Source organism: Variovorax sp. OAS795, from assembly GCF_040546685.1.
GTDB lineage: Bacteria > Pseudomonadota > Gammaproteobacteria > Burkholderiales > Burkholderiaceae_C > Variovorax.
This window is the reverse complement of the sequence record NZ_JBEPOH010000002.1, coordinates 352,104-365,012: the sequence shown is the minus strand read 5'-3', so window position 1 is coordinate 365,012 and position 12,909 is coordinate 352,104. Positions and strand designations below refer to the sequence as shown.

Sequence of the window (12,909 nt, the reverse complement as noted above, 5' to 3'; positions counted from 1 at the left end):
GAATCCGATTCATAAACTACGGCCACTTCATTTGTCGAAGACCCACCTCTCCTTGCAAGGCACCCCATGATCGTGACCGTTTTCAGATCCAGACTGAACGCCGAATCCCAAGACGAATACCAACAAACTGCAGCTCGGATGAGCGAACTTGCCAAAGGCATTGCCGGCTACATCTCGCACAAAGGCTTCACCGCCGCAGATGGCGAACGTGTGACGATCGTCGAGTTTGATTCCGAGGAAGGCCTGCGGGCTTGGGCGACCCATCCCGAACACATGGAGGCCAAGAAGACGGGGCGGCAGGTGTTCTTCTCGGAGTACCGCGTGCAGGTTTGCAACGTCGTTCGGGACACCGCCAATAGAAAGCCCGCCACGCCCCGTGTCAATGCTTGAATGGGAAAAGGATGTCGCTGCGGATGTGAGCGTTAGCTGCGCCGAGCGATCCAGCGACAAGCCACGTCAACTTCCTCTGCTCAGCGCAGTCGTGCGGTTGCTCCAGCTTTTTTGGAGGACCGAATGCGCACGGGCTCAGCGCAGTGACAGGGTCGTTCCGCCGTACTGAATCCCTGCGGCATGGCAGCACATCTCCACTATCACGAAATCCGGTCACCGCTTTCCAAGGCTGCGCTAGACGACCGCTTCTGGCCGGGTGCGGCCCTATGGCCGGACTTCTTGTTGGCCGAAGAATGCTCCTGCTTCCGCGGCGAGTTGCGCCAGGCTTCCCACCTCAAGGACCATCGTTAGACGAACGTACCACTCGGGAGGTCCGTCTCTCGGGTCCAGATTGACTTCAAGATTCACGTGTCCAAGCGAATCGGTAGTTGCCGCCATGCTCATCTCCCCGTCCAGGGCAGCCCAAGATTTCTCACCCTCCCAGCCAGACGGTTCGGCGACCATCTCATTGAACAGCACCACGGGTGACGTTCCGAGCTCCGAGTTGCCAACTCGCGCAGTCGCACTGAATCGATGACCCTCAAGGGTCACATCGTAGCTAACGAGGCTTCCTTGTCGTTGATACCGACGAGAGTGGAACCGAAGCTTCGCCTCGCGCTCCGAGGTCACTACAAATTCGCCCATGCTTTCCTTCGTGAACGTCAGCTTAGGGGCGAATTCTGCCTGCGTCGCGAAGGTCTGGTTCTGGCCGACTGTAGCCGGTCGCGGCTTGGAGCTTCGGGCCCACAGCAGAAGTTGGGACTGCTCGAAAGCGGACAGTTCAGTCGGTCTTGTTCGCGTCGTTCGCCGCTCTAAAACGTCGCTGCAATCTGTCAAAACTGCCAGACGCGTGCGCCAGTTCTCCTCCGGCTTGCAGCAGAAGTTCAACTGCCTGTTCGTCGTGTTCAGGCCCTCGCCGTACAAGAGCTTCGGCTTCGATGAGTGCCGCACGGCAGACTTCGTACATCTGAATCTTCTCCAGTTGGCTGCGCACAGCCTCCAACTCCTCATGCGCCCTCGGTAGCCCATGGGAGAGGAAGAACTCGTTGATGCCCTTTCGGTACAGCGACACGTTGCCCGCCATGCCCATCAGGGTGCCCTCAAATCGCGAAACGGTAACGCGTTGCCTGCTCATGTCGAAGTCTGGTTGTGGCCGCAAGCCGAAGTTCTACGAGAAAGTTGCGGTTCGCTCCCGCATTTTCACCATCGGCCGCTGGGCCCAAACCGCGAAGAAGAACGCCCAGAGTTGGTTGAATCAAACATCGCTGCCAGCTCCACTACCAGAAGAAGCCACGTGCTTCCGTGACGAAAAGACCAACTACGAACCACACGGTATGGCCAACCCAGCAAACCAGAATGTACAGCGCGATCTGCTCTGAGGTCCAACTGTAAGACCACAGCCAGTCAATGATCAACAGCGAGCGCAAGCCTTCGAACCACGATGCTCCTCCGCCCCAGACCACCCACCAGACGAAGGCCGTGTTGAAGACGTACAGGAGGAGCCAAAGCATGAGGTTCATGATGCTTGCGCAACGCTGGACGTGAAGCTCGTTGGTCGATGATCGCCGGGGGCCGCGACCAGGCTTGCAGAAGAATCGCTGTGAATACTAGCCAGGTGATTGTCCTGAACGGCGCTCGCGCCGGTAATGCATTGCCACCGCGCCGTTGCCGAGCGGCTTCGCCGAAACCAGCTCGAGCCGTCGGGTATTGGGCAGCCCGCCCTGGTACAGGGTCGGGCCGTGGCCGGCGATCCTGGGGTGAACGAGAAACTTGTACTCGTCGATCAGGTCCAGCCGGTCCAGCTCGGTCGCGAGTTGGCCGCTACCGAGGAGCATGCCGGCCGGGGTCGCGTCCTTGAGGTTTTGCACGCCCGAGCGCAAGTCGCCGGCAATGTGGTGGCTGTGGGTCCACGGGAAGTCCGTTCGCGTCGACGACACGACGTACTTCGGCTTGGTCTCCAGCTTGACCGCCCAGTCGCGCACCGCCTGCGGCGCCTCCACATCGCCGCGGGCGACCGCCGGCCAGTAGCTCTCCATCATTTCGTAGGTGACGCGGCCCCAGAGCATCGCCCCGCCCTCCTCCATGAGGCGGGTGAAGAAGGCGTGCGTCTCGTCGTCGGCAATTCCCTCCTGGTGGTCCACGCAGCCGTCCAGGGTGAGGTTGAGGCTGAATGTCAGAAGTCCCATGCGCGTCTCCTCGGAGTCGGGCAGTCCACCAGACTGCCGGTTGTTCATCACTAGGGTGCAGGCACTGCACCAATCTGCTGCAAAAGCCCCAGCATGTCGGGCTGGCCACGTTCCCCGACGATTTTCCCATCGGACCACCGATAGAAGTTCATCGCTTGCACTTCGATCCGCTTCTGTGTCGGTGCAATTCCCAGGAAGGTGCCCCGATGCGTGCCGCGCATGGTGAAACGCGCAGCAACCTTGTCGCCCTCCGCGATCATCTCTTCGAGGGTCCACTGGATGTCCGGGAAACCTCCGCGCATCATCGCGATGATCAACAGGTACCCCGCAGGGCCCTGCACTGGCTCGGCCTGCGTCGGCACATGAAAAACCGCATCCTCGGCGACGAGTTCCCTCGCAAGCTGCTCATCCGCGGTGTTGATGAACTCGGTGAATCTTTGCATCGATCGTTTGAGGGCGTCCGGGTTCATCTTCATGTTCCTTTCAAGGTTGGCGACGCTTCCGATGATCGGCACCTTGCCTTGGCCGGTCCAACGGATTTTCTCGATGTCCCCTATGCAATCTGGAAATGTCGGGGCCCGTGGCCATCGCGCAATATTGCGTCTGTAACACGACAGTACCAATGGGCTTCGCCCTGCATAGACTCTGCTGATCACGCATACGAGGCCATGAACGATCCAGGCGCGTATCGGCCCCACAGAGGAACTGACATGTCCGATCCGAACGCCGCCCCAGACACCCGCTTCCGCTCCCCTGGGTCTTTGTCGCGGCGTCAAAGCCTCCGCTGGGCAGCAGCCGGCTTGGCCACACCGCTGCTACAAGCCTGCGGCGGTAGCTCGAGTTCCAGTGCAGCCCCGATCGTCGCTTCGTCATTGCCTGAATCGGTGGCGTGGTGCCGGAACGCCATCCTTGCGAAGCTCGCCAAAAGCGGCACCGCGACCTCCGCAGTATCCGTGGCGCTCATGGCCGACGACAGCGTCGTCTGGCGCGAAGCCTTTGGCTATTCCGATCGCGAGAAGGGTGTCCTGGCCACGCCCGACGTCCGCTTCAACATCGGGTCGGTCGCCAAGGTCGTCACAGCCCTGGCCGTGATGATCCTGCGCGACCGGGGGCAACTGACGCTGGATCAGCCGCTGGTTGAGTTGTTGCCGGCGTTCAGCATGCTCTCGCCGGCCTTTGCCCAGGTCACGGTGCGCCAGATGATCTCTCATTCGTCAGGTTTTCCGGGCTTCAACAAGCGCAACAACTGGAGCTTCGTTCCGTACCTGGACTACGCCGAGGACACCATGGCGTCGCTGGCCCAGTCGCATCTGAAGCACGAACCTGGTGAACTTGCCGTTTATTGCAACGATGGCTTCACGATGGTCGAGCCGCTCGTGAAGGCCCTAACTGGCCTGCCCTTCGCCGAGTTCGTTCAACGCGAGATCTTCGATCCTCTCGGCATGAGCCTGTCCGCCTATCCGCTGAAGTTTGCCGCCGAGGGCACCTTCGTGCATCCGTATTACGAGGGGCACAGCCTGCCGCAAGAGATGGCAACCACGCTCGCCACCGGCGGCATCCTCAGCACGCCGACCGACATGCTGAAGTTTGCACGCCTGCTGATGAACGAAGGCGTGCACGAAGGCCGCCGCATCGTCTCGGCCGCATCGGTGCAGGAAATGGGTCTCGAGCAGAGCGGTCGTACGCTCATCAATCCGTCTCGGCCGTCGTGGCGCTGGGGTCTTGGTTGGGACACGGTGCGACAGAAAGGCCTGGACTCGGCCGGCCTGCGAGCGTGGGGCAAGAACGGTGGCACCTATTTCTTCCTGTCGGAATTCATCGTGCTGCCCGAAGCCCGCCTCGCCATGTTCATCAGCGGTTGCGGGTACGACTACGATTCCTTGAACCTGGCCGAAGGCCTGCTGCTGCGCGTGGCCGCTGAACGCGGGCTGATCCCTGCGCTGCCGACGCCCATCGTTTCGACGACCCCTCCATTGGCATCGCCGGTTCCGGACCGCACCGCCCTCGTCGGCGTCTACGCGAGCGAGCTTCCGCCAGTGCAGGTTTTCAGCATGGATGACGGTTCATTGGCATTGCGCCACTGGAGCGAAACCGCGCGTCAGTGGGAAAGCGCGACGCGGTTGCGGGCGCGCAGCGATGGCAACTGGTGGGCCGACGGGCAAAGCACCATGTGCTATCGCTTCCAAACAGTGGGCAACCACCGATACCTGATCAGGCGCCAGCTCGCCCCCGGCTTGCTGTACTGGGGCGAACTCCCTGTGGGAGAGTGGTTGCCGCCGCTGGAGACGCCGCTGCCCGCCGCATGGCAGGCGCGACTGGGCATGCAGTGGCTCTACGTCAGCGACTCGCCAGATGCGGTTTTCAGCCGCCTGGACCCGCCCAGGTTTGCGCGCGTCGATGAACTGGCAGAACTGCCCGGCTATGTCTTTTACAACAACGCCCAGTTGATGCGCGTCGTGAACGACACGACCACCGGCATGATCGTCAAGCTCCCTGGCAACGACGGCCGCGACCTGTTGGAGTTGCGCGTGGTGGTGGTGGACGGGCAGGAAGAAATCCACATAGGAACGCAGGTGTTCAAGAAACACCTCACGTCATAACGGTCGTGTCGCCGCAAGGGGACTCAACCATGCCCTTCGCAGATTGCGCTCCGAAGGCGGGATTCAGTTGATGATTTCTCCCATGCCTTTGCGTACGCGCTCCCTGAGCTGCTCGATGTACTCCGCATCGAAGAGTTCCCACGTCTCGAGTTCTCCGACGATACGCAGCGGCTCCCGGCTGCGGTACGAGCGTGTGGGGTTGCCAGGAAACTTCTTGTCGGTGACGTTGGGGTCGTCCTCGAAGGGGCCTGTGGGTTCGACGATATACACACGGCAACGGCCGGCGCCCTTTGCAATTTCGGCGGCCAGCCCTGCGCCCTTTGGCCAGGCCGTGAAGTAGATGTGGTTCATCACGACGTCGCCGTCGTAGTTCGAACGGAAGCCTGCGGTGAGCAGGTCGCCCACCTGGAGGTCCGCCCGCGTGCCGTGGAAATAAGGGCCGGTGTCCCAGACAGCCATCGCCGGTCGCTCCTCTACAGAAACGAAAAGCCGCGGAGTTTACTCGGACCAAGGCTGGTCAGAAGGCGATGGCCGCGACCTGCCTCTGCATTCAGGGTCGAGATGCACTCGCGATGAGCAGCACAACCACCAGAAAGTAGAACAGGAAGCCCAACAGGCAGGTGCCGTTTGTCGTGACTACGCGCCGACCATCGCGAACGAAGGAGAGCGCGCCTGCGCGGCCGTAGATCTTCTCCTCGTTGTCGAACGGCGATGCGCCGCGCCATCTGCCCAGGCTGAACACAGCAACGATGACGCGGCCGGTCGCGACAAAGATGGTTCCGAAAACAACTTCGAAGAAGGCGCCGAGCAGGTGGTCCATTGTTGGTTAAAGCCGTTCAGCCATACAAGATTACTGCACCCACGAAGTACGCAGCGATCAACGCCGCTGAAAGAATTTTTGCGAGATTCACAAGCCTTTCAGGCGACAGCCTGCTTCGCATCGGATGCTCCTGAGGCAATACCTTCTTCATCACCCAAGCGCCCAAGAAAAACAGCGCGAGCAGTATCGCGCAGGCGAGAAAGAAGAAGCCTTGGATGATGCTCTTGCCCGTCAACTCCATACTGGAAAAACCCTCCACATTGAAGCTCGAATGTCTGGTCCTCGGTTCAGATAGTGCGCGAGGCGCCCAGCGAGTGCTCCAGTCAGCTATTGCGCGGGCCTTCGCTACTCTCGCAGGTAGTGAAGCAGGTAGTTCGACGACACGAAAGCACCGCTGTCCACCGCGGATTCAAAGCAGGTGCGAAAGTCCTCCTTCGACGTGAAGGCGTATTGATTCAGCCGGTCACCCGCGAAGCAAGCAAGCCGCCAAAAATCGAAGCCATCTATCTCACCATTCTGGCCGAAATCGAAATCCACCAACCCCGTCTCAAATTCCACCCCACAGCCATATCCATGCTTGAAATACGGCACCCCACCTGGAAGGATACCTTTGTGTGGAATAGCATTGCAAGCCCACGCAAGGTTGGTTTCGGGCATCGCAATGCCTCCCTCTTTCAGCAGATCTACCGCTCTGGCGACCGCAACCAAGTACTCAACGATGAGCTTATGGAGCCGTGTATCCATAGGGTGCATATACAGGAAGTAATAGGGTAGTCAGAGCCCGCTCTTGGCCGTCACTTGTCCTTGGGCTTCATCGTTGTGACTTTGTACACAGCCCCTTGCTTGTCATACGTTGTCCACGTTCCGACTTGCACTCCAAGCTCGAAGTAGCCCGAACGCATGCGAACGCCATCTTTGCGAAACCATTCCCAGTAGCCGGTCAGCAAGCCGTCACGCATCTGGCCACGAGCGCGGACCGTACCGTCCTTGAAGTATTCGATCCGCTCTTCCGGTGCTGTCATCTGGCCTCCTTTGTACGATAGCGGCCGCTGGCCTTGCGCTTGCAGCCAAGAACGCTCTGGTCGGGAGCACCCTAGGCCGGACCGAGGTCGTCGATAAGGCGCTGGAGGTCGGACCAAGTCTCATCTCTATAGAACGATATCTCAATTGGATAGCGTGAGTGTTCTCTAAGCCGTTCGTTCAACTCAGCCATGAATTCAGCTTGATCGGATATGTAGAGAACAAACTCTCTCAGCCCGTCACCGATGCGGCGATAGGCCTCGAAACAAAAGCCCGGGCTTTCAATCTCGCCGAGCACGTCCTCGAGCATCAGCATCTCTTCATTGAGGGCCGTCTCTGGCATCCCGCCATTCGCAAACCGATCGTACCGCCAGCTAAGAACCGCAAGCACGGGTGAATGGAGTCTCTCCTCTTCCGATGGCATTTCTGGAACGAATGTCCAAAGAATTCGGAACCCATCCTTCTTGGTTTCGACTATGACTCCGGAGGAAGATGACTTGGTCATTGCGGTTGGCTCGTCCCTCGCTACTTTCGGCACGCAGCGTAGATGAAGCAGTCGCGAGGCTCCGCTGAAATGTTCGGGTGCACGGTGTGGCGCGCAAGCCGACCTTCGAGAAGGAAGCCGCTTTTTTCCAACGCGAGGGCGGAGAGGCGATTGTCGACATCGCAGGTGGCTTCAACGCGAAAGATCCCCGGCAGATCGAGCGCGATCGCTGTGAACGCCTGGATCGCTTCGACCATCAGACCTTGCCCCCATTGGTTGCGCGCGAGCACATAGCCAATGTTCACGACGTGGCCGCGAGGACGCGCTTCGAGCATGCCGATGAGTTGGCCGGTCGCTTTCAGGTTGAGGATGCACGGGAGCGCCGATCCGGCGTTCCACTGAGCGACGCAGCCTGCGATGAAATCGCGCGTGGCCTCCACAGAGTCATGCGGTTGCCAAACCATGTACCGGGCAACTTCCGCATCCTGGGTGTACGAGGCGAACATTTCCTCGGCGTCCGAGAGCCTGGGGCAACGTAGCCTAAGGCGTGGTGTCTCGATGAAATCTGGAAATGCTCGGGCGTCTTGGTCCATGAGAGATCGTATCGGAGTGTCCAGTTCTGGACGACTTTAGCCGGACGGTGGTTCGGAGCGCTATCCTCTGGCTCCAACCAAGGAGCTCGACATGGCTAGGAGCAAAATTCGCTTCAACGGCATTCGCTATCGACAGGGATTCTTGGAGGTCGCGAACATTCACCCTGGTCACATCAACATCGAGACCTGGCAGATTCATCCTGATCTCGACATCTCCGAAAAGCAGTTCGACGACGCAGCAATTACAGACGAATGTGTAGTCGCGAACACAGAGATCGAGTTGAGCGTCGAGCAGGCGAAGGCATTGCTTGCAAGCCTTGAAGCCGCTATCGCGAATGCCTCACGAATCGGACCTCCCGACAGCGGAGACGGTTGAGGCATATTGTTCCGCGACGGGTACCGCCTTGCGCGAACTCGTTCGGGTGGAACCTTCCTTCGTAAAGAGAAAGGGATAGAAATTGAAGCACCTGTCTCCGTGCAATCCTGCTACGTCTGATTCCCATCCATCCCACCGCATGCCGCTGTAGAAGTCGTGCAGTCGCCCCGTGAACGCCCATTGGGTGAACGCAGTGTGTCCGACCTCCAGCGACTCCCAATCCAAGGTATCGGGAGCGAGATAGTAGATCGTCCCCGGATCGCTTCCCAGTGCACCGCCATTGATTGCAAAGAAGCCGCCGACTGCATCATCCGCCACAAGCAGAAAGCCTTCGGATCGACCCTGATTCCATACAGGCAGGCTGCGCGTGAGCTTGGGATGCCCTGATCCCAGCATCCTGAGCCAGCCGCCATCGATCAAGATGCCTCCGGTTTCATAAGTGATGGCGCCCAGTGTCGAACGTGTGGAGACTTGGAGCCCATGGAGCACTGCGGCGCGATCCGCAGACGGAGGAAGCAGTTCAATGGGAAGGTCCGCAGCGCTCGCCCACGCCTCGAGGAGCGGCAAGGCGGGTTCACGGGGATCCAAAAGCTCTTCCAACGCTCTCATCGGCCTCTCCTCCACTGAATGACATGGACGCCTGGATTCTGGCGCAGCTCAGAGTCTGCGGTCTACGTTCGTGTTTCGTTGAAGGGCTCAGCCGCCACTTGAAACTCGTCCTCGTAGACAACATAGCCCGGTCGCTCGCTGCGCAGGATTTCAACCATCACATCGTGCGCCTCAAGCACCCGAGCCATACCGTGCATCATGCTGATGTGCTGGGTTGCAGTGTCCTTGAACCAACTGAGCGCCATCTTCTTCGCATGCGGTTTGGACGAGCGGGTGAAGCTCCCAGGCTTGCGAAGGTTTTTGCGGAACCAGTCACGAAGTTCGCAGTAGCGCTCGACTTCGTGCTCCAAGAGCAATCCTTGAGCCTCGAGCTCTCCAAGAGCCTGGAACAGGCCCTGCCTTCGGCCAGAGTCTATGTCGTTGCTGTGGATTACAAAACGAATGAACATTTCGATGATCGGATGGTCGCGGCGACCAGCGGGTTGGGCTTGAGCCACCCAGGCGAGCTACTTGCCTAATTGTCGTCTTTTGAACTGGCGCCGTAGATATCGATGGAAAGAGCAATTCCTCGTGAACCAAGCGCGACCATCGTCGTGGGCGAGATTGCAACGCCCTCGTTGTTGCTTCCCATGAACCAGCCACAAAAAAGGTCGACTTGGAAACGAGCTGAAAGCGCTTTCCACATACCCAAATCGGAGGTGGTTCGACCAAGCAATTCCGCAACCTGATTGTCCAAGTCTTCCGGCTCCCTGACCTGAGCTTCCAGGAGCCACATTCCGGCAGTTCGTATTCCCATGCGACCTGATAACGGCCACAGGTCGCCCTTGGCATGCGCCGCCGTTGGCAATGTCCCGAGGAGCTCGCTGATTTCGGCCGGAAGCACGTGCTCGCCGAAGACGGCGGAGGGAGGCTTTGGAGCGTTGAAGATGAGCCATTGATGAAAACTCTTGGACTGCCAAGTATCGTTGCCTGCTGGCGACGATTGGGCGGCGACGCCACCGGCAATCCCTGCTGCGATAACTAAGAAGACACACTCGACCTCAGTCACTTCTTCGAACAGGAAGTGAACGAGCGAGTCGGCCTCCAGCCTGTAGAAACCTTCCTCGGTGATGTCTGAAGTCATGTTCCAACCCCGAACGGTGAGCTCGATGCTGGCGTAGTACGTGCGAAAGTTGCTTCTTCAGTCTTGTTGGTCATGACAAACATTCGTCGGTCCGGCAATTCTGCAGCAGCAACGAAGGTTCGCTCTCGGGCCAATCCCTTCGCAACCTCTTTTGGTCAGCCAGCCGAAGGGTTCCCCACGTTGAAATACCGCGTTCTGCACAAAAGAAGGTATGCATGACCCGATCGGTATTGGTGTTGGCCGGCGCGCTGGCGTTTTCAAGCATTGGCTGGGCGCAGGAGGCGCCTGCGCCGGCGCTGCATGAAGGGGACAAGTGGGTCTACAGCGTGAAGGTGGAGAAGCCGCCGGCCGGCTCGTCGACTCGCCATTGGGAAAACACGATCCAGCGTGTCGGTTCTGCCGGGATGGTGCTTGCGACCAAGCCTGTCGACTCGAACCTCCCCGCGACCGAGACTGCTTTCGAGAAAGACTGGAGCCGCGTGGTGAGCATCAATGGCCGGATGACGACGACCAACAAGTACTTCGATTTTCCGCTGCGCGTGGGCAAGACCTGGGAGGTTGCGGTGACGCAGGAGCACCCGACGCCCGCGGTCAGGTTGGTTCGCAACAAGCTGGAGTACAAGGTGATCGGCTGGGAAGACGTCACGGTGCCCGCGGGCACCTTCAAGGCGCTGAAGATCGAGGCCGATGGCGAGTGGTACAACGAATTCGAGCGCACCAACGCGGTCGCCAGTTCGGTGGCGCAAGCCGGCCCCGGCGGTGGCACCACCGCTTCTCAAACGCGCGTGCCGGCCACGCCGGAACCTCAGGTGGGAAGGTTCTACAGGTCGATCTGGTACTTGCCGAATGTCAAGCGGGAGATCAAGTCGGTGCTCGAAACCATCAACCCGCGTGGCGGCATCACGCAGCGCGACACGTCGGAGCTGGAGTCGTTCAACGTGCAGCCCTGAATCGCAGGCAAGGCAACCGGATCTTCGCCAAAGAAGATTCGCGCATGTCGACACAACGATTCCTTCGTTTGCCCTTGCGGCGCGCGGCCAGAGAATTCGTGGCCCCCGGCACTGCCGGTCACGGTTCACGTCACGTCCGAACAGGAGTCCCCGATGAGCGACAGCGCGCCCCCTTCTTCCATCGACGCCAGCTTTGGCGATCTGCGCATCCGGCGTGTTGCGGGGCATATCGGCGGGGAAGTGCAGGACCTCAGGCTCTCGGCCGACCTGTCGCCGGAAGAGATCGAGCAGGTCAATGCGGCGCTGGTGAAATACAAGGTGCTGTTCTTTCGCGGGCAGGGGCACCTGGACGATGCCGGGCACCAGGCTTTCGGTGCGCGCTTCGGCCGCACGGTGGCACACCCCACGGTGCCCTCCCCCACGGGCACCAAGCTGTTCGAGCTCGATGCATCCAAGGGCGGCGGACGCGCGGATTCGTGGCACACCGACGTGACCTTCGTCGATGCCTTTCCCAAGATATCGATCCTGCGCGGCGTGAAGATCCCCGCCTATGGCGGCGACACGGTCTGGGCCAACACCGCCCTCGCCTACGAGCGGCTTCCGGCCCAGCTCAAGCAGCTTGCCGACCAGCTCTGGGCCGTGCACAGCAACGACTACGACTACGGTGCCGACCGCGTGCAGCTGGATGAAGAACGGCTGCGCCACCACCGCCAGGTGTTTGTTTCGGCGGTGTACGAAGCCGAGCATCCGGTCGTGCACGTGCACCCCGTGTCAGGCGAGCGTGCGCTGCTGCTCGGGCATTTCGTGAAGAAGCTCGTGGGCCTTTCGAGCAGCGAGTCGGCGCGCATCTTCGAGTTGCTCCAGAACCGCGTGACGCGCCTGGAGAACACAGTGCGCTGGCGCTGGCAGCAGGACGACGTGGCGATCTGGGACAACCGCGCCACGCAGCACTTTGCCATCAACGACTACGGCAACCAGCCGCGGCTGGTGCGTCGCGTGACGGTGCACGGCGAACCCGCGGTGGCCATCGATGGCCAGCGCAGCCGCACGCGCAGCCGACCCGAGGCCACGAACGACGCACGCATCGACGAGGTCATCGCGGCCTCCGCCTGAGGCAACGGGCTGCGGGCTGCTACCGCCCCTGCGCCTGCCCCAGGATATCCACCACCACCCTGCGGTCCGGCTGCAGGCAGGCCACCAGCGCGGGCGATCGTGCGTTGCCTTTGCAGCCGGTGGTCACCGGCTCGCGCTCGCCCATGGAGCGCACCTGCATCGGCATCGCCAGGCCCGCGCCCTGCAGGTAATCGCGCACGGTCGCCGCGCGGCGCAGCGCCAGCTGCTCGTTGTAGGCGGCGCTGCCCAGCCGGTCGGCATGGCCGGTGATCACGAGGCTCTGCACCTCGACGCCCTCGGCGCGCAGCTGCTGCGCCAGCCGGTCCAGCTCGATGCGGCCCCGGGGCAGGATGTCCGCCGGGCCCGAGCGGTCGAAGGCGAACAGCGCATCGGCGCTGAGCGTGACGCGCCGGGGGGCGGGCCGGGCCGGCGGCGGCGGCAGGGGCTTGGGCGCCTGCGTGACCACCGGCGCGGGCCGGCAGTCCTGCGCCTGGCACCAGCTGTAGCGCTCGTCGTGCAGGCTGGAGCAGCCCGCCAGGAGAAGAAGAACCAGGGCGGTGGCCGCGGTGGCTGTCGTGGAGTTGAATGCTGCTGTGTTCATGGTGA

General features: G+C 60.7%; 21 protein-coding genes. 5 read left to right on the top strand and 16 right to left on the bottom strand.

Annotated elements, in window-relative coordinates; all coding sequences use genetic code 11:
• Nucleotides 1-66: 66 nt before the first annotated feature.
• Nucleotides 67-390 carry an antibiotic biosynthesis monooxygenase family protein gene (locus ABID97_RS27250; protein WP_354402431.1) on the top strand — a complete coding sequence of 108 codons (324 nt, stop codon included), beginning with the start codon at nucleotides 67-69 and terminating at the stop codon, nucleotides 388-390.
• A gap of 264 nt (nucleotides 391-654) precedes the next feature.
• On the opposite strand, the gene ABID97_RS27245 is transcribed toward ABID97_RS27250, so the two are convergent.
• From ABID97_RS27245 to ABID97_RS27225, 5 genes are all read right to left on the bottom strand, one after another.
• Complete coding sequence (locus ABID97_RS27245; RefSeq protein WP_354402429.1) at nucleotides 655-1,074, bottom strand: DUF6228 family protein; 420 nt, start codon at nucleotides 1,072-1,074, stop codon at nucleotides 655-657.
• 136 nt (nucleotides 1,075-1,210) lie between these two features.
• Nucleotides 1,211-1,564: a hypothetical protein gene (locus ABID97_RS27240; RefSeq protein ID WP_354402427.1), complete on the bottom strand. Its 354-nt coding sequence runs from the start codon at nucleotides 1,562-1,564 to the stop codon at nucleotides 1,211-1,213.
• A 142-nt stretch (nucleotides 1,565-1,706) separates the two neighbouring features.
• Nucleotides 1,707-1,949 (bottom strand): hypothetical protein, encoded by a 243-nt coding sequence (locus tag ABID97_RS27235; RefSeq protein ID WP_354402426.1) that lies wholly within the window; start codon nucleotides 1,947-1,949, stop codon nucleotides 1,707-1,709.
• An 87-nt stretch (nucleotides 1,950-2,036) separates the two neighbouring features.
• Nucleotides 2,037-2,615 carry a dihydrofolate reductase family protein gene (locus ABID97_RS27230; protein WP_354402424.1) on the bottom strand — a complete coding sequence of 193 codons (579 nt, stop codon included), beginning with the start codon at nucleotides 2,613-2,615 and terminating at the stop codon, nucleotides 2,037-2,039.
• A gap of 50 nt (nucleotides 2,616-2,665) precedes the next feature.
• Nucleotides 2,666-3,085: an ester cyclase gene (locus tag ABID97_RS27225; RefSeq protein WP_354402422.1), complete on the bottom strand. Its 420-nt coding sequence runs from the start codon at nucleotides 3,083-3,085 to the stop codon at nucleotides 2,666-2,668.
• A 240-nt stretch (nucleotides 3,086-3,325) separates the two neighbouring features.
• Here ABID97_RS27225 and ABID97_RS27220 point away from each other — a divergent pair, with 240 nt between their 5' ends.
• A complete protein-coding gene (locus ABID97_RS27220; RefSeq protein ID WP_354402420.1) occupies nucleotides 3,326-5,215 on the top strand; it encodes a serine hydrolase domain-containing protein in 1,890 nt (629 codons plus the stop codon).
• Between the two features lie 63 nt (nucleotides 5,216-5,278).
• Here the strand turns inward: ABID97_RS27220 and arr are convergent, their stop codons facing one another.
• From arr to ABID97_RS27185, 7 genes are all read right to left on the bottom strand, one after another.
• On the bottom strand, nucleotides 5,279-5,674 hold the full coding sequence (gene arr, locus ABID97_RS27215; RefSeq protein ID WP_354402418.1) for an NAD(+)--rifampin ADP-ribosyltransferase: 396 nt from the start codon (nucleotides 5,672-5,674) through the stop codon (nucleotides 5,279-5,281).
• 91 nt (nucleotides 5,675-5,765) lie between these two features.
• Complete coding sequence (locus tag ABID97_RS27210; protein ID WP_354402416.1) at nucleotides 5,766-6,035, bottom strand: hypothetical protein; 270 nt, start codon at nucleotides 6,033-6,035, stop codon at nucleotides 5,766-5,768.
• Nucleotides 6,036-6,051: 16 nt separating this feature from the next.
• Nucleotides 6,052-6,276: a hypothetical protein gene (locus tag ABID97_RS27205; RefSeq protein ID WP_354402414.1), complete on the bottom strand. Its 225-nt coding sequence runs from the start codon at nucleotides 6,274-6,276 to the stop codon at nucleotides 6,052-6,054.
• A gap of 104 nt (nucleotides 6,277-6,380) precedes the next feature.
• On the bottom strand, nucleotides 6,381-6,779 hold the full coding sequence (locus ABID97_RS27200) for a DUF6896 domain-containing protein (protein WP_503012830.1): 399 nt from the start codon (nucleotides 6,777-6,779) through the stop codon (nucleotides 6,381-6,383).
• A 50-nt stretch (nucleotides 6,780-6,829) separates the two neighbouring features.
• Nucleotides 6,830-7,057: a toxin-antitoxin system YwqK family antitoxin gene (locus ABID97_RS27195; RefSeq protein WP_354402410.1), complete on the bottom strand. Its 228-nt coding sequence runs from the start codon at nucleotides 7,055-7,057 to the stop codon at nucleotides 6,830-6,832.
• A gap of 71 nt (nucleotides 7,058-7,128) precedes the next feature.
• The gene (locus ABID97_RS27190) at nucleotides 7,129-7,560 is read right to left on the bottom strand and encodes a DUF695 domain-containing protein (protein ID WP_354402408.1); all 432 of its coding nucleotides are present in this window, start codon (nucleotides 7,558-7,560) and stop codon (nucleotides 7,129-7,131) included.
• Between the two features lie 20 nt (nucleotides 7,561-7,580).
• Entirely contained in the window at nucleotides 7,581-8,132 is a 552-nt protein-coding gene (locus ABID97_RS27185) for a GNAT family N-acetyltransferase (RefSeq protein WP_354402406.1), read from the bottom strand.
• A 91-nt stretch (nucleotides 8,133-8,223) separates the two neighbouring features.
• Between ABID97_RS27185 and ABID97_RS27180 the strand changes: the two genes are divergently transcribed.
• Entirely contained in the window at nucleotides 8,224-8,508 is a 285-nt protein-coding gene (locus tag ABID97_RS27180; protein WP_354402405.1) for a hypothetical protein, read from the top strand.
• Here the strand turns inward: ABID97_RS27180 and ABID97_RS27175 are convergent.
• From ABID97_RS27175 to ABID97_RS27165, 3 genes are all read right to left on the bottom strand, one after another.
• Nucleotides 8,473-9,117 carry a DUF2625 domain-containing protein gene (locus ABID97_RS27175; protein ID WP_354402404.1) on the bottom strand — a complete coding sequence of 215 codons (645 nt, stop codon included), beginning with the start codon at nucleotides 9,115-9,117 and terminating at the stop codon, nucleotides 8,473-8,475. The two genes, ABID97_RS27180 and ABID97_RS27175, sit on opposite strands and share 36 nt — an antisense overlap.
• Before the next feature lie 62 nt (nucleotides 9,118-9,179).
• The gene (locus ABID97_RS27170) at nucleotides 9,180-9,614 is read right to left on the bottom strand and encodes a hypothetical protein (protein WP_354402402.1); all 435 of its coding nucleotides are present in this window, start codon (nucleotides 9,612-9,614) and stop codon (nucleotides 9,180-9,182) included.
• Between the two features lie 17 nt (nucleotides 9,615-9,631).
• Nucleotides 9,632-10,240 carry a DUF4279 domain-containing protein gene (locus ABID97_RS27165; RefSeq protein ID WP_354402400.1) on the bottom strand — a complete coding sequence of 203 codons (609 nt, stop codon included), beginning with the start codon at nucleotides 10,238-10,240 and terminating at the stop codon, nucleotides 9,632-9,634.
• 215 nt (nucleotides 10,241-10,455) lie between these two features.
• On the opposite strand from ABID97_RS27165, the gene ABID97_RS27160 reads away from it, so the two are divergent.
• Complete coding sequence (locus tag ABID97_RS27160; protein WP_354402399.1) at nucleotides 10,456-11,190, top strand: hypothetical protein; 735 nt, start codon at nucleotides 10,456-10,458, stop codon at nucleotides 11,188-11,190.
• Between the two features lie 153 nt (nucleotides 11,191-11,343).
• Nucleotides 11,344-12,303, top strand: a complete 960-nt coding sequence (locus tag ABID97_RS27155; protein WP_354402397.1) for a TauD/TfdA dioxygenase family protein — start codon at nucleotides 11,344-11,346, stop codon at nucleotides 12,301-12,303.
• A gap of 19 nt (nucleotides 12,304-12,322) precedes the next feature.
• Here ABID97_RS27155 and ABID97_RS27150 read toward each other — a convergent pair whose 3' ends face one another.
• Nucleotides 12,323-12,904: an OmpA family protein gene (locus ABID97_RS27150; RefSeq protein ID WP_354402395.1), complete on the bottom strand. Its 582-nt coding sequence runs from the start codon at nucleotides 12,902-12,904 to the stop codon at nucleotides 12,323-12,325.
• Between the last annotated feature and the right edge of the window lie 5 nt (nucleotides 12,905-12,909).

What these genes read in the sequence shown, in the direction of transcription:
- ABID97_RS27180 (WP_354402405.1), top strand. Translation starts at nt 8,224, where the DNA reads ATGGCTAGGAGCAAAATTCGCTTCAACGGCATTCGCTATCGACAGGGA.
- ABID97_RS27210 (WP_354402416.1), bottom strand. Translation starts at nt 6,035, where the DNA reads ATGGACCACCTGCTCGGCGCCTTCTTCGAAGTTGTTTTCGGAACCATC.
- ABID97_RS27240 (WP_354402427.1), bottom strand. Translation starts at nt 1,564, where the DNA reads ATGAGCAGGCAACGCGTTACCGTTTCGCGATTTGAGGGCACCCTGATG.
- ABID97_RS27220 (WP_354402420.1), top strand. Translation starts at nt 3,326, where the DNA reads ATGTCCGATCCGAACGCCGCCCCAGACACCCGCTTCCGCTCCCCTGGG.
- ABID97_RS27250 (WP_354402431.1), top strand. Translation starts at nt 67, where the DNA reads ATGATCGTGACCGTTTTCAGATCCAGACTGAACGCCGAATCCCAAGAC.
- ABID97_RS27230 (WP_354402424.1), bottom strand. Translation starts at nt 2,615, where the DNA reads ATGGGACTTCTGACATTCAGCCTCAACCTCACCCTGGACGGCTGCGTG.
- ABID97_RS27185 (WP_354402406.1), bottom strand. Translation starts at nt 8,132, where the DNA reads ATGGACCAAGACGCCCGAGCATTTCCAGATTTCATCGAGACACCACGC.
- ABID97_RS27195 (WP_354402410.1), bottom strand. Translation starts at nt 7,057, where the DNA reads ATGACAGCACCGGAAGAGCGGATCGAATACTTCAAGGACGGTACGGTC.
- ABID97_RS27190 (WP_354402408.1), bottom strand. Translation starts at nt 7,560, where the DNA reads ATGACCAAGTCATCTTCCTCCGGAGTCATAGTCGAAACCAAGAAGGAT.
- ABID97_RS27155 (WP_354402397.1), top strand. Translation starts at nt 11,344, where the DNA reads ATGAGCGACAGCGCGCCCCCTTCTTCCATCGACGCCAGCTTTGGCGAT.
- ABID97_RS27245 (WP_354402429.1), bottom strand. Translation starts at nt 1,074, where the DNA reads ATGGGCGAATTTGTAGTGACCTCGGAGCGCGAGGCGAAGCTTCGGTTC.
- ABID97_RS27160 (WP_354402399.1), top strand. Translation starts at nt 10,456, where the DNA reads ATGACCCGATCGGTATTGGTGTTGGCCGGCGCGCTGGCGTTTTCAAGC.
- ABID97_RS27175 (WP_354402404.1), bottom strand. Translation starts at nt 9,117, where the DNA reads ATGAGAGCGTTGGAAGAGCTTTTGGATCCCCGTGAACCCGCCTTGCCG.
- arr (WP_354402418.1), bottom strand. Translation starts at nt 5,674, where the DNA reads ATGGCTGTCTGGGACACCGGCCCTTATTTCCACGGCACGCGGGCGGAC.
- ABID97_RS27225 (WP_354402422.1), bottom strand. Translation starts at nt 3,085, where the DNA reads ATGAACCCGGACGCCCTCAAACGATCGATGCAAAGATTCACCGAGTTC.
- ABID97_RS27165 (WP_354402400.1), bottom strand. Translation starts at nt 10,240, where the DNA reads ATGACTTCAGACATCACCGAGGAAGGTTTCTACAGGCTGGAGGCCGAC.
- ABID97_RS27235 (WP_354402426.1), bottom strand. Translation starts at nt 1,949, where the DNA reads ATGAACCTCATGCTTTGGCTCCTCCTGTACGTCTTCAACACGGCCTTC.
- ABID97_RS27205 (WP_354402414.1), bottom strand. Translation starts at nt 6,276, where the DNA reads ATGGAGTTGACGGGCAAGAGCATCATCCAAGGCTTCTTCTTTCTCGCC.
- ABID97_RS27150 (WP_354402395.1), bottom strand. Translation starts at nt 12,904, where the DNA reads ATGAACACAGCAGCATTCAACTCCACGACAGCCACCGCGGCCACCGCC.
- ABID97_RS27200 (WP_503012830.1), bottom strand. Translation starts at nt 6,779, where the DNA reads ATGGATACACGGCTCCATAAGCTCATCGTTGAGTACTTGGTTGCGGTC.